24 protein-coding genes and 1 tRNA gene are annotated in these 25704 nt (G+C 73.4%); 5 read left to right on the top strand and 20 right to left on the bottom strand.

The genetic code is table 11. The features are described from left to right. Positions 1-15 precede the first annotated feature (15 nt). Positions 16-726: a hypothetical protein gene (locus tag FHP29_RS15595; protein WP_139623756.1), complete on the bottom strand. Its 711-nt coding sequence runs from the start codon at positions 724-726 to the stop codon at positions 16-18. A 267-nt stretch (positions 727-993) separates the two neighbouring features. Here FHP29_RS15595 and FHP29_RS21780 point away from each other — a divergent pair, with 267 nt between their 5' ends. Further along, complete coding sequence (locus FHP29_RS21780) at positions 994-1131, top strand: hypothetical protein (protein WP_158296588.1); 138 nt, start codon at positions 994-996, stop codon at positions 1129-1131. A gap of 164 nt (positions 1132-1295) precedes the next feature. On the opposite strand, the gene FHP29_RS15590 is transcribed toward FHP29_RS21780, so the two are convergent. The 7 genes from FHP29_RS15590 to FHP29_RS15560 form a co-directional block, all read right to left on the bottom strand. Continuing rightward, positions 1296-1371: transfer RNA gene (locus tag FHP29_RS15590), tRNA-Thr, on the bottom strand. Between the two features lie 93 nt (positions 1372-1464). After that, entirely contained in the window at positions 1465-3021 is a 1557-nt protein-coding gene (locus FHP29_RS15585; RefSeq protein ID WP_205014153.1) for an alpha/beta hydrolase, read from the bottom strand. A 40-nt stretch (positions 3022-3061) separates the two neighbouring features. Further along, the gene (locus tag FHP29_RS15580; protein ID WP_139623755.1) at positions 3062-4213 is read right to left on the bottom strand and encodes a DNA polymerase III subunit delta'; all 1152 of its coding nucleotides are present in this window, start codon (positions 4211-4213) and stop codon (positions 3062-3064) included. Beyond that, the gene (gene tmk, locus FHP29_RS15575; RefSeq protein WP_139623754.1) at positions 4210-4869 is read right to left on the bottom strand and encodes a dTMP kinase; all 660 of its coding nucleotides are present in this window, start codon (positions 4867-4869) and stop codon (positions 4210-4212) included. The genes FHP29_RS15580 and tmk overlap by 4 nt, the downstream gene beginning before the upstream one ends. Positions 4870-4930: 61 nt before the next feature. Further along, positions 4931-7660: a type I DNA topoisomerase gene (gene topA / locus FHP29_RS15570; RefSeq protein WP_139623753.1), complete on the bottom strand. Its 2730-nt coding sequence runs from the start codon at positions 7658-7660 to the stop codon at positions 4931-4933. A gap of 279 nt (positions 7661-7939) precedes the next feature. Beyond that, positions 7940-9019 (bottom strand): DUF2510 domain-containing protein, encoded by a 1080-nt coding sequence (locus FHP29_RS22260; protein WP_139623752.1) that lies wholly within the window; start codon positions 9017-9019, stop codon positions 7940-7942. Next, positions 9016-10536, bottom strand: a complete 1521-nt coding sequence (locus FHP29_RS15560; protein ID WP_139623751.1) for a DUF7059 domain-containing protein — start codon at positions 10534-10536, stop codon at positions 9016-9018. The genes FHP29_RS22260 and FHP29_RS15560 overlap by 4 nt, the downstream gene beginning before the upstream one ends. A 104-nt stretch (positions 10537-10640) precedes the next feature. Between FHP29_RS15560 and FHP29_RS15555 the strand changes: the two genes are divergently transcribed. Continuing rightward, on the top strand, positions 10641-11006 hold the full coding sequence (locus FHP29_RS15555) for a YciI family protein (protein WP_139623750.1): 366 nt from the start codon (positions 10641-10643) through the stop codon (positions 11004-11006). Positions 11007-11025: 19 nt separating this feature from the next. Here the strand turns inward: FHP29_RS15555 and FHP29_RS15550 are convergent, their stop codons facing one another. The 5 genes from FHP29_RS15550 to FHP29_RS15530 all read right to left on the bottom strand — a co-directional run bounded on the left by FHP29_RS15550 (position 11026) and on the right by FHP29_RS15530 (position 16816). Beyond that, entirely contained in the window at positions 11026-11802 is a 777-nt protein-coding gene (locus FHP29_RS15550; protein WP_139623749.1) for a M14 family zinc carboxypeptidase, read from the bottom strand. Between the two features lie 10 nt (positions 11803-11812). After that, positions 11813-14137: a sodium-translocating pyrophosphatase gene (locus tag FHP29_RS15545; protein WP_139623748.1), complete on the bottom strand. Its 2325-nt coding sequence runs from the start codon at positions 14135-14137 to the stop codon at positions 11813-11815. A gap of 108 nt (positions 14138-14245) precedes the next feature. After that, a complete protein-coding gene (locus tag FHP29_RS15540; protein ID WP_139623747.1) occupies positions 14246-15583 on the bottom strand; it encodes a diguanylate cyclase domain-containing protein in 1338 nt (445 codons plus the stop codon). After that, positions 15580-16425 (bottom strand): alpha/beta fold hydrolase, encoded by an 846-nt coding sequence (locus FHP29_RS15535; protein ID WP_139623746.1) that lies wholly within the window; start codon positions 16423-16425, stop codon positions 15580-15582. The genes FHP29_RS15540 and FHP29_RS15535 overlap by 4 nt, the downstream gene beginning before the upstream one ends. Positions 16426-16483: 58 nt before the next feature. Beyond that, entirely contained in the window at positions 16484-16816 is a 333-nt protein-coding gene (locus FHP29_RS15530) for an STAS domain-containing protein (protein WP_139623745.1), read from the bottom strand. A gap of 132 nt (positions 16817-16948) precedes the next feature. On the opposite strand from FHP29_RS15530, the gene FHP29_RS15525 reads away from it, so the two are divergent. Beyond that, positions 16949-19327, top strand: a complete 2379-nt coding sequence (locus FHP29_RS15525) for a DEAD/DEAH box helicase (RefSeq protein WP_240044532.1) — start codon at positions 16949-16951, stop codon at positions 19325-19327. A 9-nt stretch (positions 19328-19336) separates the two neighbouring features. After that, positions 19337-19648: a hypothetical protein gene (locus tag FHP29_RS15520; protein WP_139623743.1), complete on the top strand. Its 312-nt coding sequence runs from the start codon at positions 19337-19339 to the stop codon at positions 19646-19648. 13 nt (positions 19649-19661) lie between these two features. Here the strand turns inward: FHP29_RS15520 and FHP29_RS15515 are convergent, their stop codons facing one another. From FHP29_RS15515 to ssd, 7 genes are all read right to left on the bottom strand, one after another. Then, positions 19662-20033, bottom strand: coding sequence for an Rv3654c family TadE-like protein (locus FHP29_RS15515; protein WP_240044531.1), 372 nt, complete (start codon positions 20031-20033; stop codon positions 19662-19664). A 41-nt stretch (positions 20034-20074) separates the two neighbouring features. After that, entirely contained in the window at positions 20075-20416 is a 342-nt protein-coding gene (locus FHP29_RS15510; RefSeq protein WP_240044530.1) for a TadE family type IV pilus minor pilin, read from the bottom strand. A 58-nt stretch (positions 20417-20474) separates the two neighbouring features. Then, positions 20475-20654, bottom strand: a complete 180-nt coding sequence (locus FHP29_RS15505) for a DUF4244 domain-containing protein (RefSeq protein ID WP_139623741.1) — start codon at positions 20652-20654, stop codon at positions 20475-20477. Positions 20655-20820: 166 nt separating this feature from the next. Then, the gene (locus FHP29_RS15500; RefSeq protein ID WP_139623740.1) at positions 20821-21594 is read right to left on the bottom strand and encodes a type II secretion system F family protein; all 774 of its coding nucleotides are present in this window, start codon (positions 21592-21594) and stop codon (positions 20821-20823) included. After that, entirely contained in the window at positions 21587-22384 is a 798-nt protein-coding gene (locus FHP29_RS15495) for a type II secretion system F family protein (protein WP_139623739.1), read from the bottom strand. The genes FHP29_RS15500 and FHP29_RS15495 overlap by 8 nt, the downstream gene beginning before the upstream one ends. Beyond that, positions 22381-23577 (bottom strand): TadA family conjugal transfer-associated ATPase, encoded by a 1197-nt coding sequence (locus FHP29_RS15490; RefSeq protein WP_275669449.1) that lies wholly within the window; start codon positions 23575-23577, stop codon positions 22381-22383. The genes FHP29_RS15495 and FHP29_RS15490 overlap by 4 nt, the downstream gene beginning before the upstream one ends. Further along, the gene (gene ssd / locus FHP29_RS15485; protein WP_139623738.1) at positions 23574-24665 is read right to left on the bottom strand and encodes a septum site-determining protein Ssd; all 1092 of its coding nucleotides are present in this window, start codon (positions 24663-24665) and stop codon (positions 23574-23576) included. The genes FHP29_RS15490 and ssd overlap by 4 nt, the downstream gene beginning before the upstream one ends. Before the next feature lie 151 nt (positions 24666-24816). Here ssd and FHP29_RS15480 point away from each other — a divergent pair, with 151 nt between their 5' ends. Beyond that, positions 24817-25626, top strand: coding sequence for an HAD family hydrolase (locus FHP29_RS15480; RefSeq protein ID WP_139623737.1), 810 nt, complete (start codon positions 24817-24819; stop codon positions 25624-25626). Positions 25627-25704: the final 78 nt, after the last annotated feature.

Genomic DNA, 25704 nt, shown 5'->3' with positions numbered 1-25704 from the left:
GTTGGTTGGGCTGGATCAGCTGCCGTGGAAGCTGCCGAGGGGGCCTTCGCCGCCCGGGTAGCAGAAGGTGATGCTCGGGGAGTAGAAGCCGAAGGTGACCTGCAGCGGGTCGGCCGGGCGGAAGGCGTGGAGCTCGTGGTCGGGGTCGACGAACTCCAAGGACTCGACGACGAAGCCGCTCGCCAGGTCCGCGACGAAGGGGTAGCGCCCGCTGGTGAAGCCGCCGTCCTGGCCGCGCGTGATGTAGCGCAGCTGGCCGGTCGAGCGGACCGTCGGGCCGTCCTCGACCCGGGCCACCGTGCGGATGACCGGCTTGTCGTCGAGGTACGTCGTCGCCTCGACCCGGCCGCCGTCGACCTCGAGCGTCGTCCGACCGCCTCCGGTGGGCACGCCACGCTCGGCGGCGTACCGGTTCATCGCCTCGGAGCTGTTGTAGTAGTGCGTCCACCAGCGGGCCGGCACCCCGGCCTCGGTGTCGAGGCCGGCGAGGTCGGCACCGAGGTAGGTGAGGGAGTACGCGCCGAACGCATCCACCGGCTCGGCGCCGTTGGACGTCTGCGAGCCGTCGCGCACGACGTACTGGTTGAGGTAGACGGCGCCGTCCGCGCGGGGCGTCAGGCCCTCGGGGACGAGCTTGGCGACGGTGTCCGGCTCCGCGGGGATCCAGACGAGGTACAGCATCTGACTGTCGAAGATCAGCTGCGGAGCGTGCAGTGCGCTGGTCATGTCTCTCCCTGTCGTCGGGCCGTGGCTTGGAGCGAGCAGGATCACTCTCGTGGCGCCGGTCACACCGGGAAGATGCGCGTTCTGTACAACTTGGCAGGGGTGGTTGGACATTCGGGCAGGCCTGCTCGTCCGGGCCAACGACGAGGTGTCCGACTGGCCGAGATGCGCAGCGCGCGGCCCCTCGGCCGGGGCTTCACTGGAGGACCAGCACCGACCGACCGAGGTGATCTCGATGAGCAACCACCGCACAACCGAGGCGGGCCCGCGATGAACTGGCAGACGATCGTCGTGCCCCTCACGTCGCTGATCGCCGAGCTGGCGCGCATCCGGCGCTCGGGCGGCACCGTCACCCGCTGCTGCCCGGACGGAGACTGCTGCCGGGTCACCTACGTCTCGGTCGGGTGAGCAACGGCCCGCGACGACCCGCGGACGACAGCGCCGGAGCCGCACGTGCGGCCGATGGTGGCTGATCGTGGGTGATCGCGGCCACCCGGCGGCAGCGATCGCCCACGATCACGTGGCTGCGCGCTGTCGATGACCTGGCAATGGTCGATGTCCCGAGACATCTCTGGAGCCGCCTGTCGGAATCGAACCGACGACCTAATCATTACGAGTGATTCGCTCTACCGACTGAGCTAAGGCGGCGCCGCCGCCGGTGTGACCGGCGACCGCGGAAGCATACCGGGGCGGGTGCCCGACGGTGGAATCCGGGGCGCGGGGCGCGCCGTTCGACCCGACTCAGCAGGTGAGGCCGTCCTGGGGGACGGTGCCCTCGAGCAGGTAGCCGTGCACGGCGTCGTCGACGCAGGCGTTGCCCTTGTTGTAGGCGGTGTGGCCGTCGCCGTCGCGGCTGATCAGGACTCCGGACTCGAGCTGGTCGGCCATCGCCACGGCCTCCTCGTACGGCGTGGCGGGGTCGCGCGTCGTACCGAGGACGACGATGGGGGCGGCGCCGGAGCCGTCGATCTTCAGGTCCGGCTCGTCGGTGGAGGTGAAGGGGATCCCGTTGCAGGCGGTGAGGCCCCAGGCGAAGACGTCGCCGAAGGTGGGCGAGGCCTTCTCGAAGTCGGGGAACTGGCCGGGAACCTGGTCGGGGGTGATCGACCACGGGTCGTCGAGGCAGTTGATCACCGAGATGGCCTCGAGGCTGTTGTCGGTGTAGGTGCCGTTCTGGCGCGAGCCGTAGGTGTCGGCGAGGAAGAGCAGGGTGGAGCCGTCGCCGTCGATCGCCTGCTTGAGGGCGTCGTCGAGGTAGGGCCAGTTCTCCTCGCTGTAGAGCGGCAGGATCAGGCCGTAGAACGCCAGCCCGACGCTCAGGTCGCGGCCCTCCGGGTCCTTGGTCGGCAGCGGCTTCGCGTCGATGGCGGCGAGCAGGTCGGTGATGGTCCTCAGGCCGGCGTCGACGCTGGCGCCGAGGAAGCAGCTGCCCTCGTCGACGCAGTTCTGCAGGTAGGAGCGCAGGGCGGTCTCGAAGCCCTTGGCCTGGCTCAACGCGCCCTCACGCGGCGAGAGCGAGGGGTCCACGGCGCCGTCGAGCGCCAGCCGGCCGACCTTGTCGGGGAACAGCTCGGCGTACGTCGCGCCGAGGCGGGTGCCGTAGGAGAAGCCGAAGTAGTCGAGCTGGTCCTCACCGAGCGCGGCGCGCAGGACGTCCATGTCGCGCGCCGCCTCGACGGTGCTGACGTGGCCGCCGACGGCGCCGGAGCGCGCCTGGCAGCCGCTCCAGAACTGCTCGGAGTTGTCCTTCGCGGTCGCGACCTCCTCCGGGGTGTCGGGGTCGGGGTCGGCGGCGACGTAGGCGTCGAGGGCGTCGTCGGTCAGGCAGTCGACGGGCGCCGAGTCGCCGGTGCCGCGCGGGTCGAACCCGACGATGTCGTACGCCGCCCGCAGCTCCTGGGCGAAGTAGAAGTCCGCGTCCTTGGCGGTGTCGGTCCCGGGGGCTCCGGGGCCGCCCGGGTTGACGACCAGCGAGCCGATCCGGTCGCCGGTGGCGCGGGTGCGCTCGACCGCGAGCTTGATCGAGCCGTCGCCGGGGTTCTGGTAGTCGACGGGCACCTCGAGGGTGCCGCACTCGTTCTGGTCGCAGCGGGTCCAGGTGATCCTCTGGCCGTAGAAGTCCTCGAGGCTGCGCCCGTCCGGGCCCTCGGTGGGGGCCGGCTCGGCGGCGCGGTCGCCGCCCTTCGCGCCGTCGCTGTCGGAGTCGTCCCTGAGCAGGACGATGCCGGCGGCCGCGGCACCGGCGATCACCAACACCCAGAGGCTGACGACCAGGACGATCAGGGTCCGCTTGCTCACGCCGTTCTCCTCAGCATCGGTCGGTCCGGGTCGCCCAGGGTCACCGTTGTGGCACCTTCAGCGCCACCATCATCGACTCCAGGGCCAAGGCCACCGGGACGTTGAACTCCAGCATCTGCTCCCGCGCAGCGAAGATCCACCCGATCCGACGCAGGTTGAGCTCCGGCGTGGACGTCTCCACGATCGACTCGACCTGGTCGCGGATCTCCTCGTTGACCAGCGCGCCGGGGGCGCCGCAGGCGAGCGCGATCGCGTCGCGGTAGACCGACATCAGGTCGGTCAGCCCGCGGTCGACGACGTCGAGGTGGCGCCTCTTGGCCCGGGTCCGCTGGCCCTTCTCGCGGGCCGCGAGGGCCGGACCGTACTCCCGCGGGCGGCGGCCCCGCTCGACCACGCCGTACGACGCGTCGAGGTCGGTCTTCTCGCGCGCGTCGAGCTCCGCGGTGATCGCGTCGGCCTCCTCCTTCGCGGTCGTGGCGAGCCGGGTGGCGGCGTCCATGCACCGACCGAGACTGGTCAGCCGCGCCGGCATCGACACGACCTCCTGGCGCCGGGTGCGCACGGCCTCGTCGAGCGCGAGCGCGCGGGCCCGGCCGATGTGGCCCTGGCTGGCGCGCGCGGCGTACGACGCCAGCGGCTCCGCCACTCCGCGCGCGACCAGGAACCCGGCGACCTCCTCGGCCGTCGGCGTCGAGAGGGTGACCAGGCGGCAACGCGAGCGGATGGTCGGCAGGACGTCCTCGACGGTCGGCGCGCACAGCATCCACAAGGTGCGTCCGTTGGGCTCCTCGATCGCCTTGAGCAGCGCGTTGCACGCCTGCTCGGTGAGCCGGTCGGCGTCCTCGACGATGAGGATCTGCCAGCGATCGCCCATCGGGCTCAGCGAGGCGCGGCGCACCAGCTCGCGGACCTCGTCGACGCCGATGGACAGCTTCGCGGTGCGGATCACCGCGACGTCGGCGTGGGAGCCGGCCAGCACGGTGTGACACGAGTGGCAGCCGTCGGGGCAGTCCGGGCCGAGCCCGTCCTGCACGCACTGGAGGGCCGCGGCGAAGGCGACGGCCGCGTTGGACCGGCCGGAGCCGGGGGGGCCGGTGAACAGCCACGCATGGGTCATCCCCTGGCCCGCGACGGCGCTGCGGAGCGCGGTGATGACGTGGCGCTGGCCCACCAGGGTGTCCCACACGGTCACGGCACGGACCTCCGGGCCCGGGCGAGCAGCGGCTCGACGCGCCGCGCGATCTGCGCCGCGATGTCCTCGATCGCCGCCCGGGCGTCGAGGACGAGGTAGTGATCCGGGTCGCTCTGCGCGAGATCGAGGAACGACTGCCGCACCCGCTGGTGGAACGCCAGCCCCTCGCCCTCGATCCGGTCGCGGCCCTCGAAGCGGCCCAGGCCCTCCTCCGGCTCGAGGTCGAGCACCACGGTGAGGTGGGGGCGCAGGTCGCCGGTCGCCCAGCGGGAGATCTCCTCGAGCTCGCCGGCGTCGAGAGCGCGGCCCGCTCCCTGGTAGGCGAGGGTCGAGTCGACGTAGCGGTCGGTGACGACCACCTCGCCGCGCGCCAGCGCCGGCCGCACCAGCGTCTCGACGTGCTCGGCCTTGTCGGCGGCGTACAGCAGGAACTCGGTCTTGTCGGCCAGCGCTCCGGTCTCGGGGCTGAGCACGATCCGGCGCAGGTCCTTGCCGACCGGGGTGTCGCCGGGCTCGTGGGTGAGCCGGACGCAATAGCCCCGCTCCGCCAGCCGGTCGCGCAGCAGCCGCGACTGGGTCGACTTGCCGCCGCCCTCGCCGCCCTCGAAGCACACGAAGACGCCGGCGTCGGCGTACTGGCCGGGGTAGCGGGTCACGGGGACGAACCTAGACGACGGGTGCGACACGGGTGGTTTCGAGGCTCGACCACCGGCCGGGTCACTTCTTCTTGGCCGCCGTCTTCTTGGCCGCTGTCTTCTTCGCCGCCGTCTTCTTGGCGGTCGTCTTCTTGGCCGTGGTCTTCTTGGCGGCGGTCTTCTTCGCCCCGCGCTTCGCGGCCTTCTTGGCCGGGCCCTTCGCCCGCCGCTCGGCGAGCAGCTCGGCGGCCCGCTCGAGGGTGATCGCCTCGACCGAGTCGTCCTTGCGCAGGGTGGCGTTGTACTCGCCGTCGGTGACGTACTCACCGAAGCGCCCGGCCTTCACCACGATCGGCTGCCCGGAGACCGGGTCGTTGCCGAGCTCCTTGAGCGGCGGCGCGGCGGCGGCGCGGCCGCGCTGCTTGGGCTGGCTGTAGATCTTGAGCGCCTCGTCGAGGGTGATGCCGAAGATCTGGTCCTCGCTGGTGAGCGAGCGGGAGTCGGTGCCCTTCTTGAGGTACGGCCCGTAGCGGCCGTTCTGGGCGGTGATCTCCTCGCCGTCCTCGCCGGCGCCGACCACGCGCGGCAGCGACAGCAACCTCATCGCTTCCTCGAGCGTGATGGTGTCGAGAGACATCGACTTGAACAGCGAGCCGGTGCGCGGCTTCGCGGACTTGGGAGCGTCCTCGGGCAGGAGCTCGGTGACGTAGGGCCCGTAGCGGCCGTTCTTGGCCACCACCTGCAGCCCCGTCTCCGGGTGGACGCCGAGGTCGATCTCCTCGCCCGACGGGTTGGCCAGCAGCTCCTTGGCCTTCTCGAGGGTCAGCTCGTCCGGCGGGAGGTCGTCGGGCACGTTGGCCCGCTTGCCGGCCGGCGCGCCGTCGTCGCCGGGACCCTCCAGATAGGGGCCGTACTTGCCGACCCGCAGCACGATGCCCTCGTCCGGGTCGCCGACCGGGAACGTCGCCAGCGCCTTGGCGTCGATGTCGCCGAGGTCGTCGACGAGCCGCTTGAGGCCCGCGAGCTGGTCGGAGCCGTAGTAGAACTCGCTCAGCTCCGTGACCCGGCTCTTGTCGCCGCGCGCGATGTCGTCGAGCACGTCCTCCATGCTCGCGGTGAAGTCGTAGTCGATGAGCCGCGTGAAGTGCTCGGTCAGCAGCCGCACCACGGAGAACGCGATCCAGGCCGGCACCAGCGCCGTGCCCTTCTTGTAGACGTAGCCGCGGTTGAGGATCGTGCCGATGATCGAGGCGTACGTCGACGGGCGGCCGATCTGCCGGTCCTCGAGCTCCTTGATCAGCGTCGCCTCGGTGTAGCGGGCCGGCGGCTTCGTCTCGTGCCCGTTGGCGGACAGCGACGCCGCGGACACGGCGTCGCCCTCGGCCAGGTTGGGCAGGCGGGTCTCCTGGTCGTCCTTCGCGGCGTTGTCGTCGGTGCCCTCGACGTAGGCCTTGAGGAAGCCGTGGAAGGTGATCACGCGACCGGAGGCGGAGAAGACGACGTCCTCGCCCGTGCTGGCGGCGCCGCCCAGGCGGATGGTCACCGACTGGCCGACGGCGTCCTTCATCTGCGAGGCGACGGTGCGCATCCAGATCAGCTCGTAGAGCCGGAACTGGTCGCCGGTCAGCCCGGTCTGCGCCGGGGTGCGGAAGGAGTCGCCGGCGGGGCGGATCGCCTCGTGCGCCTCCTGGGCGTTCTTGACCTTGCTGGCGTAGGTACGGGGGGCGTCGGGGAGGTACTCGCCGCCGTACAGCTCCTGGACCTGCGCCCGCGCCGCACCGATGGCGCTGCCCGACAGCGTGGTGCTGTCGGTTCGCATGTAGGTGATGAAGCCGTTCTCGTAGAGCCGCTGCGCGACGCTCATCGTCACGCTCGCGCTCATGCCGAGCTTGCGGCTGGCCTCCTGCTGGAGCGTGGTGGTGCGGAAGGGCGGGTACGGCGAGCGGCGGTAGGGCTTGGCCTCGACGGAGCGGACGTCGTACGACGTGTCGGCGAGCGCGGCGACGAGGTCCTGGGCGCGGCGCTGGTCGAGGTGGACGACGTCGGCCCCCGACGACTTCGACGACCTCGCCTTGAGCAGGCCGTCGGGACCGAAGTTGGAGCCGGACGCGACGCGGGTGCCGTCGATGGTGTGCAGCTTGGCCGGGAACATCCGCTGGTCGTGCTTGCTGCCGGCGTCGAAGGTGCCCTCGAGGTCCCAGTAGGAGGCGACCCGGAAGGCCATCCGCTCCTTCTCGCGGTCGACCACGAGCCGGGTGGCGACCGACTGGACGCGGCCCGCGGACAGGCCGGACATGACCTTGCGCCACAGCACCGGGGAGACCTCGTAGCCGTAGAGGCGGTCGAGGAGACGGCGCGTCTCCTGGGCCTCGACGAGGTCCATGTCGAGCTCGCGCGGGTTGGCGGCGGCCTCCTGGATGGCGGCCTTGGTGATCTCGTGGAAGACCATCCGCTTGACGGGGATGTTCTTCGGCTTCAGCTCGTCGAGCAGGTGCCAGGCGATCGCCTCCCCCTCGCGGTCCTCATCGGTGGCGAGGAAGAGCTCGTCGGCGTCCTTGAGGAGGCTCTTGAGCTTGGAGATGTGGCTCTTCTTGTCGCGGGGCACGACGTAGTAGGGCTCGAAGCCGTTCTCCACGTCGATCGCGAGCCGCCCCCACGGCTTGTCCTTGATCTTCGCCGGGGTGTCGGCTGCGTTGTTCGGGAGGTCACGGATGTGGCCGATGGAGGACTCGACGACATAGCCGTCGCCGAGGTACCCGCCGATGGTGCGGGCCTTGGCCGGCGACTCGACGATCACCAACTTGTGGGACACAGGGACCTTCTCTACTACTCGTGCGCTGCCTGATTCGGCGGTTCACGGTAGCGCGTGCTGTCGAGCACCGTCGCGAGCGACGTCCAGAGTGGTCGTCCGCAAGGCGGAGGAGGGAGACGGGACGGAGTCCCGGCGACCGACGACAACGCCGCGGCCGGCCGCTCTCGACGTCGCGCAGCAGGTGCTCGACAGCACGCGATGCCGGGAGGTAGCGCGTGCTGTCGAGCACCGTCGCGAGCGGCGTCCAGAGTGGGCCTCCGACGATCCGCTGGTCGAGGGTCAGCCGACCTTGATCTCGCCGATGACCGCCTCGTTGGCGCTGATCAGGTCGTCGTGGCCCAGTGCCGCCATGCCGATGTAGAGGCCGTACGCCGCCGGGTCGCCGGTGTCCACGACGACGACGTCGGTGAGGTCGCCCTCGACGGTGATCTCCGGGTCGGTGACGCGGACCTCGGCGGTGATCCGGTGTGCCGGCTTGCCGTCGACGGTGATGGCCTCGTTGGTCTTGTCGGTGCGGCCGGTGAAGCCACGGTAGACGCTGTCGCTGCCGGTCAGGCACTGCATGACGATCTCGGCGGCGGTGGCGACGTCGTCGAAGCCGTTGGCCCGCGGCAGCCCGCCGACGCCGGTCAGGCTGATCCACTTCTCCTCGACGTTGGTGTACTGCAGCACGAAGGCGTCGGCGAAGGCGAACGCCACCTGGTCGCCGGTCGCCAGCTCGTACGACGCCTGGCGCGGGATGGAGAGGCCGCCGCCGGTGAGCTGCGGGGCCGCCGGGGCGGGGTCCTCCGAGGGCGCCGGGGAGCCGCCGGTGCACTGGATGCCGGTCGGCTCGACGGTGCTGGACGACTCCTCGCTCGGCCCCGGCTCCCCCGACTCGTCGGACCTCTGGCCCTGCGAGCTGTCGTCGTCGGCCTGACGGTCACCATCGTCACCGACGAGCGCGCGGACACCGAAGAATCCGCCGACGCCGAGCAGCACGAGCGCCACCACCGCGGCGATCACGATGACGATCGTCTTGTTGCCGCCGCCGCTGCCGCCCGCGCCCGGGGTGGGGCTCCACTGCTGCGGCTGCCCGTAGCCCCCGTAGCCCCCGGAGCCGCCATAGCCCGCGTAGCCGCCCTGCCCGGGCGGCGGGGGCTGCGGGGCGTAGGGACCGGGGGCGGCCGGCGGAGGGGGCGGCGTCGGCACGGCGCCGTACTGCGTGGGCGCGGCGGGCGGCGGACTCGCGGGCGACTCAGCGGGCCGGGCGCCGCCGGAGGGCTGGGTGGTGGTCATCTGGCTCCAGGCCTGACCGTCCCAGTAGCGGAAGGTGTCGGGCGCGCCCGCGGGGTCGGGGTACCAGCCTGCGTTCGTCACGGGCCAAGCGTAGATGCCGCCGGCCCGTCCGCCGGTGCCAGGAAGCCCTCGGCCACGAGCTCGGCCAGCTCGGGGAGGTAGACCTCCCGCAGGCTGGCCGGATCGCGGTCGAGCAGTTGCCCGACCGCGTCGACCAGCGGGCCGACGGGAAGGTCGCCGTCGCACGCGCCGGCCACCGCCGCGGCCACCGTGTCGACCTGACGCGCGCGGCGCAGGCCCCGCTGCTGGCGCAGCACGATGGTCGCCGGATCCTCAGCGCCGACCGGGCCGCTGCTCTCCTGGAAGACGTCCTCGCGGATGACCAGCCGGGTGCCGGCGTCGAGCGCCCGAGCGGCCTGCGCCGAGTCCGCCCAGGCGGCGATCGCGGGCGCGATCGGCTGCTCGACGTCGTAGGGCCACTCCAGCAGGTCGCGCGTCAGCGCACCCGCGGCCGCCCCGGCGCGGCGGCGCAGGTTGATCCAGCCGAACCCGATCCCGCCGACGCCCTGCTCCTCGAGCCACGAGAGCCAGGTGTCGTACCGCTGCGCGTAGGCGGCCGGATCGCCACCGGTCGCCGGGTGGTGCCCGGCGTCCTTGAGCCAGAGCTCGACGTACGACGCCGGGTCGAGCACCTCGCGCTGGACGACGAGGGCGTCGCACTCGTCGGGGAGCCAGGTGGCGAGCCGCTCGTCCCACGGGCGGTCTCTCTCGATCACCCAGTTGGCGAGGACCTGGCACCAGCCGCCGTCGGTGAGGTGGTCGGGCGCCTGCCGGACGATGTGCTCGACGACCTGGTCGCCCGGCAGGCCGGAGTCGCGGTAGACGAGCCGCTCGCCGGTGGCCGGCGAGATGACGAACGGCGGGTTGGTGGCGATCAGGTCGAACCGCTCGCCGGCGACGGGCGCGAAGAACGATCCGTCGCGGACGTCGACCTTGTCGTCGATGTCGTTGAGGGCCGCGTTGAACCGAGCGATCGCCAGCGCACGCTGGTTGACGTCGGTCGCGACGACCCGGTCGCTGTGGGTGGCCAGGTGCAGCGCCTGCACGCCGCAGCCGGTGCCGAGGTCGAGCGCGGTGCCGACGTCGTGGCGCAGGGTCAGCTGGGCGAGGCTGGAGGACGCGGGGCTGATCCCGAGCACGTAGTCGCCGGTGACCTGGGTGGCGACTCCGTCGAGTCCCGGGGTGAGGTCGCTGACGACCCACAGGTCGCCCTCGTCGGAGGCGTAGGGCCGGACGTCGAGCCGCGCCGCGACCTCCCCCACGCTCTGGGCCAGCGCACCGGCGTTGGCCAGCCGGTCCACCAGGCCGGGCAGCGCCCGCTCCGCGTCGCTCACGGGGACCGCGGTCTGGAGGAGGAACAGCCGGACCAAGGTCGCCAGGGGGCTGCCGTCGGTCGTACGGCGCCGGCCCGGCGTCGTCTCGTTGCGGGACAGGGCCTGGTGGGCCTCGGGTCCGAGCAGCTCGCTGACCGCGTCGTAGGTGAACTCGGCGGCGAGCAGGGCGTCGCGGAGCGGGGCGGCGAGGGAGGTCGGCAGCACGGGCCAACGGTAGAGGGAGGGGTGGCGGGTGTCGTATCGGTGTGGTGCCGTTCGTGGAGAGGGCAGGAGGCGGTCATCGGGACCGCCCGGATCGAGGAGACGACATGACGACGTACCTGATGTCCGTGCACGGGCCTACCGAGGTGACCGGCGAGTTCTACGGCTACGACTCGAAGGAGGAGATGGAGCAGTCCTTCGCCGAGACGGGCGCCTTCAACGAACGGCTCAAGGAGGAGGGCTACTGGGTGTTCGCCGGCGGTCTCGCGCCCGCGACCACGGCCACCGTGGTCGACGGCCAGACCGAGGCCCCGGTGGTGACCGACGGCCCCTACCTGGAGACCAAGGAGGCCATCGCCGGGTTCTGGGTGATCGACGTGCCCGACCTCGACGTCGCGCTGCGGCTGGCCGCGGAGGCGTCGAAGGCGTGCCGCGGCAAGGTCGAGGTCCGCCCGTTCGACGGACTGGCCTGAGCCCGGGCGTCGTACGACGTCAGCGGACGCGGGCCGCGCGCGCGATGCCGCGGCCCGCGACCCGGGTGCGGTAGCGGTGGGTGGTGCGGGCGCCGTACTCGACCGTGACGGCGGCGCCGTCCTGGCCGTGCGTGGTGTCGTACCAGGCGGTGAGGGTCGGCGAGTCCGTGCCGGCCGGGTTGCCCACGCCCAGATGGCGACGGGGCAGGTGGAGGAAGCGCGCCAGCCGCCGCTCCCAGCGGCCGTGACCGCCGCGCCCGATCGCCCGCAGGGGCTGATGGATCGAGGCGATGTAGTCGGGTCGCACCTGACTCAGGAAGGCCATCATGGCCCGCGTCTCCGGCTCGCTCGCCGGTCGCCGGCCGCCCCAGTAGCGGGTCCCGCGGTGGGCGCCGGACCAGCCGCTCGTCGGCCAGTTGCGGTTCAGGTCGACGCCGCGGCCGTTGGTGCGGGTGCCGCGCGCGTTGCCGTCCGGGTTCATCGTCGGCACCACCCACACGCCCGTGCCCGGCCGCGGGTGGACGTGGTCGCGGATCCACCGGGCGGTGGCGATCCCGTCCTTCTCGTCGCCGTGCATCTGGCCGAGCACCAGCAGCACGTGCGGCGCTCCCTCGTCCCCGCGGTAGAACGCCCGGATCGGTCGGCCGCGCGCCGAGGTGCCGATGACGATCGACGTCTCGACGTACGCCGCCGCGGCGCTCGCCCGTCCGGGCGCCGCCGCCTGCACCGGAACGACGACGGCCGCGCCGGCGACGACCACGAGGGCCGCCGCCAGCGCGGCCAGCAGCCGGGTCATCAGATCAGGCTCAGGCCGACTCCGTGACCGCGGGCTCCGAGGCCCCGTCGTCGATCGCGGAGGTGCGCTGCTTGGACACGTAGACCGCGGCGAAGATGCCTGCCGCGGCGGCGAGCGCGATGAGGATCCGGACCAGGTCGTTCTCGTCCTCGCCGTAGCTGAGGCTGACCACGGCGCCGACGATCAGCAGCGACACCAGGTTCATCACCTTGAGCAGCGGATTGATCGAGGGACCGGCGGTGTCCTTGAACGGGTCGCCGACGGTGTCGCCGGTGACCGTGGCCGCGTGCGCCTCCGACCCCTTGCCGCCGTGGTGGCCGTCCTCGACCAGCTTCTTCGCGTTGTCCCAGGCGCCGCCCGCGTTGGCGAGGAAGACCGCCATCAGGGTGCCGGTCGCGATCGCGCCGACGAGGAAGCCCGCGAGCGGGCCGACGCCGAGACCGAAGCCGACCGCCACCGGCGCCAGGATGGCGAGGATGCCGGGGGTCGCGAGCTCGCGCAGCGAGTCCCGGGTCACGATGTCGACCACGCGGCCGTACTCCGGACGGCCGGTGCCCTCCATGATGCCGGGGATCTCGCGGAACTGCCGGCGCACCTCGAACACCACGGCGCCCGCCGCGCGGCCGACGGCGTTGATCGCGAGCCCGGAGAAGAGGAACACCACGCTGGCGCCGAGCAGCGCGCCGACGATGAGCTTGGCGTCGTAGACGAGGAACTCGCGGTCGAGGATGGCGGCCCCGACCTCGGTGTAGGCGCTCTGCGTGTACGACGCGAAGAGGGCGCTCGCGGCGAGCACGGCCGTCGCGATCGCGATGCCCTTGGTGATCGCCTTGGTCGTGTTGCCGACCGCGTCGAGCTCGGTGAGGATCTGCGCCCCCTCCTCGCTGACGTCGCCCGACATCTCCGCGATGCCCTGGGCGTTGTCGGAGACCGGACCGAAGGTGTCCATCGCGACGATCACGCCGACCGTGGTGAGCAGGCCGCAGCCGGCGAGTGCGACGGCGAACAGGGCGAGACCGGTCGAGCCGCCGGCGAGGAGCGCCGCGCCGAAGACGGCCGCGCCGATCACGATCGCCGTGTAGACCGCGGACTCGAGGCCCACGGAGAGGCCGGACAGGATGACCGTCGCGTGGCCGGTCAGCGACGTCCGCGCGACGTCCTTGACGGGACGGTGCTCGGTGCCGGTGAAGTAGCCGGTGAGGGCGAGGATCGCGGCGGCGAGGACGATGCCGATCGCCACCGCCCCGGCCGCGAACAGCTGCGGGCTGAGGTCGGCCTCGGCGCCGGTCCCGAACTCGCTCCACTCGGTCGGCAGGTAGACGAACGCGGCGATCGCGCTGGCGACCAGCCCGAACGCCGCCGACATGTAGAACGCCCGGTTGATCGTCTTCAGGCCGCTCTCGCCCGCACGCGGCTTGGTGAGGTAGACGCCGGCGATGGCCGACAGCGCGCCGATCGCCGGGACGATGAGCGGGAAGACCAGGCCCCGGTCGCCGAACGCCTGCGAGCCCAGGATCAGCGCGGCGACCAGCGTGACGGCGTACGACTCGAACAGGTCGGCCGCCATGCCGGCGCAGTCGCCGACGTTGTCGCCGACGTTGTCGGCGATCGTCGCCGCGTTGCGCGGGTCGTCCTCGGGGATGTTCTGCTCGACCTTGCCGACCAGGTCGGCGCCCACGTCGGCGGCCTTGGTGAAGATGCCGCCGCCGACGCGCATGAACATCGCGAGCAGGGCGGCTCCGAAGCCGAAGCCCTCCAGCACGTTGGGGGCCGCGCTCTGGAAGACGATGACGACGACACTGGCTCCCAGCAGGCCCAGGCCGACGGTGAACATGCCGACGAAGGCACCCGTCCGGAAGCCGATGTTCATCGCGGGGTCGCGGCCCTGCTCGTTGGCCGCGGCGGCGACGCGCAGGTTGGCGCGCACGGCCAGGGACATGCCGAGATAGCCGACCGCACCGGAGAATCCGGCGCCCACGAGGAAGAAGACCGACCGGAAGATCCGGACCATCCACTCCGACTGGAGCCCGCTCGCGTCGTCGGTGGTGTGCGCCGGCAGGGCGAGCAGGACGACGAACGCGATCGCCGCGAAGATCGTCAGGGTCCGGAACTGCCGGGTGAGATAGGCGTTCGCCCCTTCCTGAACGGCCTGCGCGATGCGCTGCATGTTGGGGGTGCCCTCGCCGGCGCGCAGGACCTCCGATCTGAAGAGCGCGGCCATGGCGAGGGAGCCGACAGCGATCAGGGCGACGACCGCCACGAGAGCGAGATCGCCTCCCGTGACCTCGACCTCGCCGACTTCTGCGAGCAACGGCACGACGGACGGATGGGGCATACGACTGCCTCCTGCGGGGGTTCAGGTTCGGCCATGAGGCCAGGTCTGAGAGCGTGCCCGGAGTCTACGCAGACTGTGGCGCAGAACACATGAAGGTTGTGACGCGCGTCACAGTCGCTGTCGGCCGGCCTTCTCGGCGTACATCGCCGCGTCGCCGTCGGCGATGAGCCGGTCGACGATCCCCTCGTCGTGCGGCGGCACGGCGGTCGTGATGCCCACGCTCGCACCCACCTCGGCGATGCCGTCGGCCAGGACGATGGGCTCTCGTACGCCGTCGCGGACCCGCTGGGCGATCTCCTCGGCGATCTCGGGGGAGCAGTCCTCGCACAGGACGACGAACTCGTCGCCGCCGAGGCGCGCCACGAGGTCCGCGGCGCGGACGGCTCCGCGGATCCGGCCGGCGCACTCCTGCAGGACCTGGTCGCCCGCGGCGTGGCCGTAGGTGTCGTTGACGCCCTTGAACCCGTCGAGGTCGACGAAGAGGAGCGTGAGCCGGGTGCTCGCGCGGCGCGACCTGGCGACGGCCTGCTCGACGGTGCGCAGGAACAGGGCGCGGTTCGGCAGGTCGGTCAGGTCGTCGTACAGCGCCATCCGCTCCATGCGGGCGTGCATCCGGGCCCGGGCGAGCGCCTGGCCGATCACGGCCCCCATCATCACGAGGACCTCGAGGTCGGCGGGCGTCCCCCGCCAGGTCTCGGCGACGACGACCTCCAGCACGCCCAGGGTCTCGCCGCCGTGGCCGAGCGGTACGGCGGCGCTCGTGCGGGTCCCGGCCGTCTGCTCGGGCAGCACGGGGATCCCGTCGCGCCAGGCACGGAAGCTGTCCATGCTCGGGGCCTCGTCCGCCCAGGTGGCGTCCCCGTCGACGACGCTGTCGGCGGCCGCGGCGGTCAGGGCGCCGTCCCGGTCCAGCCAGACCCGGGCGACGGCGAGCTCGAGGCCGGCCGCGACCGCGGCGGCGACGCCGTGGGCGAGGACGTCCTCGGTCTCCGCGGTCGCGCAGGCCTCGGTGACCCGCTGCAGGGCGCGCATGCGCCAGCGGGCCCGCTCCGCGGCCTGGCGGGCGAGGAGCAGCTCCCGCTCGTAGGCCTGGCGCTCGGAGGCGTCGATGAGGGTGATCAGCACCTCGGGACGCCCGCCCGCCGGCGGTGGGTCGGGGCTCAGGACCGCCGTGACGATCGCGGGGAGCAGGGACCCGTCCGCACGCACGACGTCGACCGCGACGGCGTCGAGGCGACCGGTGGCGGCGAGGCGCGGGATGTGGTGGGTCAGCCACACCACGCGCGCGCCGGCCCGCAGGTGGTCGGCGAACTGCGTCCCGACCAGCGCGTCGTACCCGCGACCCAGCCAGCCGAGGAGGGTCGCGTTGGCGCGGCTGACGACCCCGTCGGCGCTGGTCGTCAGGTAGCCGCAGGGCGCGTGGTCGTAGAGCAGCGCGTCGCTCACGTCAGCGCGAGGGAGTCGAGGAAGCCGAGAAGCGCCCGAGCGGTCTCGTCCGGACCGCTGACGTGCGGGAAGTGCCCGGTCGCCTCGAGGAGGGACAGCCGGCTGCCGGGGATCGCGGCGTGCAGGAAGCGGCCGACCGCGGCCGGGACCATCGGGTCGTCGGCCGCCTGCACCACGTGGGTCGGCAGGCTCACGCCGGGCAGCTCGTCACGGAAGTCGGAGAGGAAGATCGCGCGCGCGAAGTCGACGGCGATCTGCGCCTGGGTGCGCGCGAAGATGGCGGCCAGCTCCTCGGCGAGCTCCGGGCGCTCCGGGTTGGCCATGGCGACCGGGGCGAGCGAGCGCGACCACTGGAAAAAGTTGGCCTCCATGGCCTCGAGCAGGTCGTCGACCCCCGCCCGGGTGAACCCGCCGACGTAGCCGTCGTCGTCGAGATAGCGCGGCGACGCGCCGACCAGCGACAGCGACGCGAACAGCTCCGGGCGGGCGAGGGCGGCCAGGACGCCGATCATGCCTCCGGCGGAGTGGCCGACGTAGTGGACCGGGCCCAGCGCGAGCTCGTCGAGCAGGTCGGCGACGTCGGCGGCGTACCCGCGCAGCGTCTGGTAGCGGCGCGGGTCGTAGGCCGAGAGGTCCGAGCCGCCGGCGCCGACGTGGTCCATGAGCACGACCGAGCGACTCTCCTCGACCAGCGGCACGAGCCGGCCCCACATCTCCTGGCTCGTCCCGAAGCCGTGGGAGAGGAGGAGCGGGACGGTGCCGCGCACCTCGTGCACGGTGGCGGCATGGCGTCGCGCGAGTGGGCCCGGCGCGGGACCGGTGTCGCTGGCGGTGGCTGTCATCGGTTCTCCTTTGCGAGGAGATTCGGCCGAGGCGGCCGTGAGCTGAGCGGTGCCAGGCTCAGGCGAGCGCGGTCTCCGGCGAGTCGTGGATGACGAACACCTTCGCCAGTCCGGTGATCTTGAAGATCTTCAGGAGCCGGTCGGCGTTGCAGACGAGCTCGAGCGAGCCGTCGTGGGCACGGACCTTCTTCAGGCCGCCGACGAGGACCCCGAGGCCGGTGGAGTCGAGGAACTCGACCGCCTGCATGTCCACGACGATGTCGTAGGTGCCGCCGGCGACCAGCTCGGTGATGGTGTCACGCAGCTTGGGGGCGGTGTAGACGTCGATCTCTCCACCCACGGCAACGACGGTGCGCCCACCGACCTCGCGCGTCGACAGTGTCAGATTCACGACCCTCACCCCGGAGTAGCTCCTACGTAGTGACCCTTATCAAACCATGCCGGACGCACGCTCGTGCAACGACCGGGACATGCCATGGGTACGGGTTCGCCCCGTGTCGGGGGTCGGGGGGACAATCCGAGGGTGACCGCGCAGCCCGATCTCGACGTCGCCCCGGCGGGCCGACGCGACCCCGAGGCGCTGCTCGACCGGCTGGTCGCGCTGCCCTCCCGGGCCCAGCGGCTGACCCATCGCGAGCAGGTCCCGGCGCGGGCGGCGGCCACCGCCGCCTGGCCGGCGTGGGCCGACCCGGAGGTGGTGGCGGCCTACTCCCGGCGCGGGGTCGTGCTCCCCTGGCAGCACCAGGTCGCCGCCGCCGAGGCGGCCCACCGCGGTGAGCACGTCGTCCTCGCCACCGGTACGGCGTCCGGCAAGTCCCTCGCCTACCTGTTGCCCGCGCTCTCCGAGATCCGTGCGGCCCGCGGCCCGCGCGGACAGCGCGGCGCGTCCGTGCTCTATCTCGCCCCCACCAAGGCGCTCGCCCACGACCAGTGCACGGCGATCCGCGATCTCGGACTCGACGTCCGGGTCGCGACCCACGACGGCGACAGCACGCCCGAGGAGCGCGAGTGGACCCGCGACCACGCGGAGTACGTCCTCTCCAACCCCGACATGCTCCACCGCTCCCTGCTCCCGAGCCACGAGCGCTGGACCTCCTTCCTCCGCTCGCTGCGCTACGTCGTGATCGACGAGTGCCACCACTATCGCGGGGTCTTCGGCGCCCACGTCGCGCAGATCGTGCGCCGGCTGCGGCGCATCTGCGCGTTCCACGGCGCGTCTCCGGTGTTCGTCCTCGCGTCGGCCACGGTCGCCGACCCCGACGTCACCGCCCGCCGGATGACCGGCCTCGAGGTGAGCGCCGTGACCGAGGACGGCTCACCGCGCGGAGCGCTCGCCCTCGGGCTGTGGGAGCCGCCGCTGACGTCGTACCAGGGCGAGCACGGTGCGCCTGTGCGCCGCCCGGCCACCGCCGAGACCGCCGACCTGCTCGCCGACCTGGTGGTCGAGGACGTGCGCACCCTGGCGTTCGTGCGGTCGCGACACGGCGTCGAGACCGTGGCCCGCCGCGCCGGCGAGCTGGTCGCCGAGGTGGATCCCTCGCTCGCCGGCCGGATCGACTCCTACCGCGGCGGCTACCTCCCCGAGGAGCGGCGCGCCCTCGAGCAGGATCTGCGCAGCGGACGTCTGCTCGGCATGGCCGCCACCAACGCTCTCGAGCTCGGGATCGACATCAGCGGTCTCGACGCCGTCGTGGTGACCGGCTACCCCGGCACCCGGGCGGCTTTCTGGCAGCAGGTCGGCCGCGCCGGCCGCGACGGCGGGGGCGCCCTCGGCCTGTTCGTCGCCCGCGACGACCCGCTCGACACCTATCTCGTCCACCATCCCGAGGCGCTGCTCGGCCGCCCGGTCGAGGGCACGGTCTTCGACACCGACAACCCCTACGTGCTGGGGCCGCACCTGTGCGCCGCGGCGCAGGAGATCCCGGTGACGGTCGCGGACGCCGAGCTCTTCGGCCCCCGCATGCGCGAGGTGCTCGGCTCCCTGGTCGAGCGCGGGCTGCTGCGCCGGCGGGCCGCCGGGTGGTACTGGACCGACCGCGCCCGTGCCGCCGACCTCGCCGACATCCGCTCGGCCGGCGGCGCCCAGGTCCAGCTGGTGGAGTCCGGGACCGGCCGGGTGGTCGGCACCGTCGACGGTGGACGGGCGCACAGCACCGCCCACGAGGGAGCCGTCTACCTCCACCGCGGCGAGACCTGGCTGGTCGACTCGCTCGACCTCGACGAGCACGTCGCGACCCTGCACCGCGCCGAGGTCGACCACACCACGACCGCACGCGACGTGACCGACATCGAGATCGTCGACGAGCGCGAGCACGTCGCATGGGGACCGTGCCGGGTCTCCTTCGGCACCGTCGAGGTCACCAGCCGGGTGACGTCCTACCTCCGGCGCCGCACCCGCACCGGCGAGGTGATCGACGAGACCCCGCTCGACCTGCCCGCGCGCACGCTGTCGACCGCCGCCGTGTGGTGGACCGTGCCCGATGCGGTCCTCGGCGACCTCCGCACGTCGGCGGGCCTGGCGCCTGCGGACCTGCCCGGCGCCGCCCACGCCGCCGAGCACTGCTCCATCGGCCTCCTTCCTCTCTTCGCGACCTGCGATCGCTGGGACATCGGCGGCGTCTCGACCGCCCGCCATCCCGACACCGGCGTGCTCACCGTCTTCGTCCACGACGGCCACCCCGGGGGTGCCGGGTTCGCCGAGCGCGGCTACCGCACCGCCGCCGCCTGGCTGCGCGCCACCCGGGCCACGATCGCGGCCTGCGAGTGCGCGACCGGCTGCCCGTCCTGCATCCAGTCCCCCAAGTGCGGCAACGGCAACGACCCGCTCGACAAGGCCGGCGCCGTCGCCCTGCTCGACGCGCTGCTGCGCGAGGCACCCGGCGAGCGGGGTGGCGCGCGGTAGCCTGCCGCCATGCTGCTGCTCGGACTGGTCGTCCTGGTCGTCGGTGTGATCGGGCTGGTGCTGAGCTTCTTCGGCGCCAGCATCGACTACAAGCACCGGTCCGCCGAGATCATGAACATGGACGTCGCGCCCGGGACGCTGGTGCTGTGGGGTGCGGTCTCCACTCTCCTCGTCGTCGGCGGACTGTGGATGATGAAGGCCGGGGCCAAGCAGGGCTGGAAGCGCCGCAAGGAGCAGAAGCGGCTCACCGAGCTCTCGGACAAGCTCGACCAGGTCGAGCTCGAACGCCGCCGGGGCGAGCTCTCCGACGACGGGAGCTGACCTCCCGAGGAGGCTACGGCGGCCGGCTGCTCCTGGCCGGTCCGGCTCGGGCCCGCGCGCCGAGGTCCTCATCCTGACCGAGCCAACGCGGCCCGGCGACGCTGACCTCGACGAGGACGTCGCTCCCCTCGACCTGGCAGGTGGTCAGCGCGGCACCGTTGTCGCGGGCGACCTCCGCGGCGGCCGTACAGGCGTCGCCGGCCCGGCCGAGCGTGGTCGCCGCCGCGAGGGCCGCGAGGTCGGCGGCCGCCTGGGCTCGGCGGTGGGCCACGACGATCGCCCCGACCACTCCCGTGGCGGCGCCGACGAGGAGGAGGACGCCGGCCATCGCGACGGTCAGGACGGTGGCCGCTCCCCGCTGTGCCTGGCCGGGCAGCCGCGTCACCTGTCTCCCGGTCGCCGATCTCCCGGTCGCCGATCTCCCGGTCACGGGCCGCCTCCTTCCTCCTCGGCGATCGCCACCGCCTCGGCCTGCAGGGTCGCGCCCGGGATCGAGCCGAACAGGCCACCGGGGCCCCGGACGCGACCGCGCGCCCGGACCACGACCCGCTCGCCCGAGCGGGCCACGGTGAGCCGGACGCCGTCGGGGGCGACCCGCTCGCCCAGGGCCAGGGCCTCGCCGGCGTCGTCGCCCCGCGCGAGGGCTCGGGCCGCCTCCCGCGCCGCGTCGACGGTGCGGACCTGGGCGACGCCGACCGCCAGCAGCCACACCAGGCCGGTGGTCAGCGCGAGGAGCACCGGAAGCGCCAGCGCGAGCTCGGCGGTCACCGCGCCTCGGTCCCCGGCGCGCTCGCGGCGGCGCTGCCCCCCGCGGGCCCGACGTCGCTCACCCCATGCCGAGCAGGCCGAGCACATGGTCGAACAGGGTCTTGATCAGCTTGTCGCCGAAGCCTCCGCTGAGCAGCTTGTAGAGCAGGCCGGCGAAGCCCGCGCCGGCCGCGGTCGCGACGGCGTACTCCGCGGTGGTGACGCCCCGCTCCGAGGGACGGGAGGTGCGCAATCTCAAGGTTCTCTCCGTTCGTCTGCAGCCACCGGGTGCGGCTGTCGGGTCCAGAGTGCGGGTCCCGGCCGACGCCGGCGCCTCGGCCGGTCCGGGCCTGTGGAGGACGCCCGGTCGGTGTTGGGCCTGGGGACGGCCGACGGCTCCGGACGACACGGATGTGCCTCCTGATTCACCCGCTCCGCACGATGCCGCCCGCCAGCGAGACCGCCAGCGGGACGATGCCGAGCAGCAGGAACGACGGCAGCAGGCAGACGCCCAGGGGTACGGCGGCCCGGACTCCCACGGCGCGTGCACGGTCCTCCACCTCGGCCCGGGCACGCGCGGCGAGCTCCGCGGCCAGCCCTTCGACCGCGGCCACCACCGGCGCCCCCGTCCGTTGCGCGCGGGCGAGGGCGCGCCCGAGCGGCCCGAGCTCGGGATCGTCGGCCAGGCGGGCCCAGATGACAGCGCCGTCCCCGCCGAGCCGGAGCCGCGCGGCGGTAGCCGCGAGACGATCCGACGCGGCCCCCGGCAGGGCGCGGCACACCAGCTCGATCGCGTCGGCCGGCGCCTGGCCCGAGCGCAGGGCCGCAGCCAGCAGGGTGACGACATGGGGGAGGTCGCGGCGTACCTCCTCGCGCCGCTCCCGGGCCGCTCTCGGCTCCAGACGCCCGGCGGTCGCGGCGACCAGGAGACCGACCCCCAGCCCGGCCGGCAGGGCGAGCGGACCGCCGAGCAGGGCCCCGGCGCCGCAGCCGGCGAGCAGTCCCCAGACGAGCCGGCCCCGCCGCAGGATGCCGTCGCGCTCGACCCGGTCAGCCGGGTCGGACGCCGGGGACGCGCCGGCACCGCCGCCGACACCGCCGCCAACACCGCGGCCGCCGTCGAGGGCGGGACGCGCTGCCGGGCCGAGGAGCACCCCCGCGGCGACGAGCAGGCCGACCACGACCACCCACTCATCCATGACGCTCGACGTCCCTGGCGAGCGCCTCGATCCAGACGATGCCGGCATAGCCGGCCGCCAGCCCGCCGACGAGACAGGTCAGCCCGGCCGGATGGCCGAGCAGGAAGCGCACCGGGTTCGCGCCCGCGCCGGATCCCATCAGCAGGGCCAGGAGCGGCAGGGCCGCGAGGAGGCGGGCGGTCGCCCGGGCCGAGGCCAGCTCGCCGCCCACGATCCGCCGCGTGCGCTCCGCCGCCCGCAGGTCGGTGGCCACCCGACCGAGGGTGTCGGCCAGACCGTGCCCGGTCCGGTGCGCCACCTGCCACGCCGCCGCGACCACGCGCAACGCCTCCCCGCCCGGCGTCGCGGCGAGGGATCGCAGCGCCGACTCCACGTCGCCCCCGCTCTGCGCCGCGCGCGCGGCGGGAGCGACCAGCGGCCACTCCGAGGCAGCCCGGTCGAGGGCGCCCGCCGGGGTCTGGCCCGCCGCGAGCTCGGCGCGCAGGGCGTCGCACAGGTCGACCACGCGGCGGCGTACCTCCGCGGCGTCGCGGTCGCGCCGATGCGCGGCCAGGCCCCGGACCACGGCGCTGACGAGGCCGACGCCGAGGAGCGGGAGCACCAGGCCCTGGGCCGAACCGCCGGCCATGAGGGCGATCGCGGCGGAGACCGCCACCACGGCCAGGAGGCGCGTGCGGCCGCCGCCCGGGACGGGTACGACCTCCCCCGCGAGACGCGGCCCAGCGGGCATCGCCAGCGCCAGAGCAGCGGCGACCGCGGCGAGGACGGTCATCAGCGCGGGCACGCTCATCGCCTGCCCTCGAGCAGGTCGAGGAGCCGCCGCGATCCCGGGCCCGTGACCGGCGTACCGTCGCTGTCGAACGCGACCGCCACCTCGGTCCGGGCCAGGCCGTCGGGCCCCCGGACCACGACCGCCACCTCACCCAGGCGCCGGCGTCCCGAGCCGCGGTCGCGGCGTACGTGCAGCACGGCGTCGAGCCCGGCGACCAGCTGACTGTGCGCCGCCTCGCGGGCCAGGCCCGCGCCGAGGGCGAGCGCCTCCACGCGAGCGGGTACGTCGGCCGCCGAGTTGGCGTGGAGCGTCCCGCAGCCACCCTCGTGGCCGGTGTTCATCGCGGCGAGCAGGTCGACCACCGCGGCATCGCGGACCTCGCCGACGACCACGCGGTCCGGACGCATCCGCAGCGCCTGGCGCACGAGATCGCGCAGCACGACGGCACCGGCCCCCTCCAGGTTGGCCGGGCGGGCCTCGAGACCGACGACCTGCGGGTGATCAGGACGCAGCTCGGCGGCGTCCTCGACCACCACGATCCGCTCGGCAGGGTCCACCGCCCCGAGCAGAGCGGAGAGCAGGGTCGTCTTGCCCCCACCGGTGCCGCCGGTCACGAGGAAGGCCAGCCGGGCGTCGACCACCCGCCGCACCAGCTCCAGGCCGGCATCGGTCAGCGCTCCGGCCGCATGGAGCTCGGCCAGGCTGAAGCCTCCCCGCCTCGGCACCCGCAGGGAGATCGCGGTCCCCGGTTGCGCGAGGGGCGCGAGCAGCGCGTGGCAACGGGTGCCGTCGGGCAGGCGCACGTCCGCCCACGGCGCGGCGTCGTCGAGACGGCGTCCTCCGCTCGCCACCAGGCGCTGGGCCAGGCGGCGGCAGGACTCCTCCGATGCCATCACCACGTCGGTCTCCTCGACCCCGTCACCGCGGTCGATCCGCACCGGTCCCGGCCCGTTGACCAGGACGTCGGTGACACCGGGAAGTCCGAGCAACGGATCGAGCGGGCCCGCGCCGATCACGTCGCGGCGCAGCGCCTCGTAGACGGCCAGCACGGTCGCGTCCCCGACGGGCCGGCCGGCCGCACGCAGGGCGTCGGACACCCGGTGCGGGCTGAGGTCGCCAGCCGTCCTCGAGAGCATCGCCCGGACGTCCTCGACCAGCGCGGAGACATCGGCGTCCGCAGCCGCGGGACCCGCCTGGTACGGCGTGCTCACGCCGCCACCTCGACGACGGGCTCGGCGAGCACCCGCGACGCCGCGCGCGCCAGCGGCCCGCGAAGCGAGCGGAGCGGGCCGAAGCCGAGGTCGACCGCCTCGGCGAGACCCCGCTGGTCGCGCATCTGCACGCGGACCGGCAGGCCGACCGCGCGGGTGACATCGCCCGCGGCGAACGCCTCACCGCGCAGCACCACGCCGGGAGCCGCATGGTCGGCGAACCGGGCACGCATCCGGGCCGCGCCCGCCACGCCGACGACGCTGCCCAGTGTCACGACGAGCAGCTCGTCGCAGCGCGCGGCGATCTCGTCGACCAGCGGATCCGGCGAGCGCGGGAGGTCCACGACGACCACCCGATGACCGCGGCGCGCTGCCGAGAGGGCCTCCCGCACGGCGAACGCCTGGAGGCTCTGGGCCCGGCCGTCGACGTACCACGACAGTACGCCCAGCCGCCCCCGTCGCGGCAGGGCCTCGCGCAGTGAGCGAGCGGAGAGCCGGCCCGTGGTCTGGCACAGCGCGTCCCACCGGAAGCCCTCGCACCGCTCGAGTCCGAGCATCCGGTCGAGACCGGGACCCTGGGGATCGCAGTCGATGACGACGGCATCGCCGGACCGCGCGGCCCATTGGCCCAGGGCGCAGGCGAAGGTCGTCGCCCCAGCGCCGCCGGTGCCGCCGATCACGCCGATCACCCGAGCCCGATCGGGCTGATGCTCGGTCAGGTCGGCCAGCAGCTCGACCAGCCAGCCGGACGAGCCCGGCAGCTCGACGACGCTCTCGGCGCCGAGCTCGAGGGTCGTCCGGAACAGCTGGTCGGGCGGGCGCGGCCCGCTCACGACGAAGACGCGCGGGCGTCGCTCGGGCGCCGCCCGGGCCATCGCGGCCGCGAGGTCTGCCCCGACGAGGACGACCGGAGCACGGCTCCACGTGACCAGCGCGGTCAGCGGGTCGCGGGCGATCGTCGGCGCCACGTCGGCCGCGGCGGCGAGCGGCAGCAGCTCGGCCAGCAGGTCGTCATCGGCAGTCACCACCAGGGCGGGCACGTCCGCGGGCCGGGCGTGCGGGGAACGGAAGGTTCGGTTGCGTGTCATGACGAGGTTCTCGCCGTCCCCCGACACGACCATGCCGGCCGCCGTGGCCGCTGTGGACGATGCTGTCCGCAGGACCCGCTGTGGACGATCAGCGGCTCCGGGCGCGACGGTTGGGACGCGAGAGGCGCGCGCGCCTCCCTAAGATGACCCCATGGCCTCCGCGGGCACGCCGCCCACCGCCGCGTTCTTCGACCTCGACAAGACGATCATCGCCAAGTCGAGCGTGCTGGCCTTCAGCAAGCCCTTCCAGGCCGGCGGCCTCATCTCGCGACGCGCCGTGCTCCGCTCGGCGTACGCCCAGTTCGTCTTCATGGTCGGCGGCGCGGACCACGACCAGGTCGAGAAGATGCGCCAGTTCATGTCACAGCTGACCGCGGGCTGGGATGTCGCAACCGTGCGCGAGATCGTCGCCGACACCCTCCACAACATCGTCGACCCGCTCGTGTACGACGAGGCGGTCCGCCTCATCGACGAGCACCACGCCGCGGGCCGCGACGTGGTCATCGTGTCCACCTCCGGCAGCGAGGTCGTCGAGCCGATCGGAGCGCTCCTCGGCGCCGACCGGGTGATCGCGACCCGGCTCAAGGTCGAGGAGGGCCGCTACACCGGCGACATCGAGTACTACGCCTACGCGGAGGAGAAGGCGAACGCGATCCGCGACCTCGCCGCCAGCGCCGGCTACGACCTCGCCCGCTCCTACGGCTACTCGGACTCGGTGACCGACGTCCCCATGCTCGAGGCGGTCGGGCACCCGCACGCGGTCAACCCCGACAAGGAGCTGCGCAAGATCGCGGCCTCCCGGGGCTGGCCCGTGCTCGTGTTCACCCGGCCCGTCGCCCTGCAGTCGCGGCTGCACCTGCCGCCGCCGAAGCCGACGCTCGCGGCCCTCGCCGTCGGCGGCGTCGTCGCCGTCGGCGCTGCGGTCTGGGTCGGAGCCCGGCGCCGGGCCCTCAACACCTGACCTGCTGTCGGCGCCGCGGCCGCCCTCGACCGGGCGATTCCGGGCTGAGCCCCCAACCGGCCAGCGTTCCCCGCTGCG

This window comes from Nocardioides albidus, assembly GCF_006335005.1.
In the GTDB taxonomy this organism is placed as follows: Bacteria; Actinomycetota; Actinomycetes; order Propionibacteriales; family Nocardioidaceae; genus Nocardioides; species Nocardioides albidus.
The sequence above is the reverse complement of the archived record's forward strand: the minus strand, read 5'-3'. Positions and strand labels throughout refer to the sequence as shown.

What these genes read in the sequence shown, in the direction of transcription:
- FHP29_RS15550 (WP_139623749.1), bottom strand. Translation starts at nt 11,802, where the DNA reads ATGACCCGGCTGCTGGCCGCGCTGGCGGCGGCCCTCGTGGTCGTCGCC.
- FHP29_RS15480 (WP_139623737.1), top strand. Translation starts at nt 24,817, where the DNA reads ATGGCCTCCGCGGGCACGCCGCCCACCGCCGCGTTCTTCGACCTCGAC.
- FHP29_RS15495 (WP_139623739.1), bottom strand. Translation starts at nt 22,384, where the DNA reads ATGAGCGTGCCCGCGCTGATGACCGTCCTCGCCGCGGTCGCCGCTGCT.
- FHP29_RS15500 (WP_139623740.1), bottom strand. Translation starts at nt 21,594, where the DNA reads ATGGATGAGTGGGTGGTCGTGGTCGGCCTGCTCGTCGCCGCGGGGGTG.
- FHP29_RS15545 (WP_139623748.1), bottom strand. Translation starts at nt 14,137, where the DNA reads ATGCCCCATCCGTCCGTCGTGCCGTTGCTCGCAGAAGTCGGCGAGGTC.
- FHP29_RS15595 (WP_139623756.1), bottom strand. Translation starts at nt 726, where the DNA reads ATGACCAGCGCACTGCACGCTCCGCAGCTGATCTTCGACAGTCAGATG.
- FHP29_RS15520 (WP_139623743.1), top strand. Translation starts at nt 19,337, where the DNA reads ATGCTGCTGCTCGGACTGGTCGTCCTGGTCGTCGGTGTGATCGGGCTG.
- FHP29_RS21780 (WP_158296588.1), top strand. Translation starts at nt 994, where the DNA reads ATGAACTGGCAGACGATCGTCGTGCCCCTCACGTCGCTGATCGCCGAG.
- ssd (WP_139623738.1), bottom strand. Translation starts at nt 24,665, where the DNA reads ATGACACGCAACCGAACCTTCCGTTCCCCGCACGCCCGGCCCGCGGAC.
- FHP29_RS15555 (WP_139623750.1), top strand. Translation starts at nt 10,641, where the DNA reads ATGACGACGTACCTGATGTCCGTGCACGGGCCTACCGAGGTGACCGGC.
- FHP29_RS15535 (WP_139623746.1), bottom strand. Translation starts at nt 16,425, where the DNA reads ATGACAGCCACCGCCAGCGACACCGGTCCCGCGCCGGGCCCACTCGCG.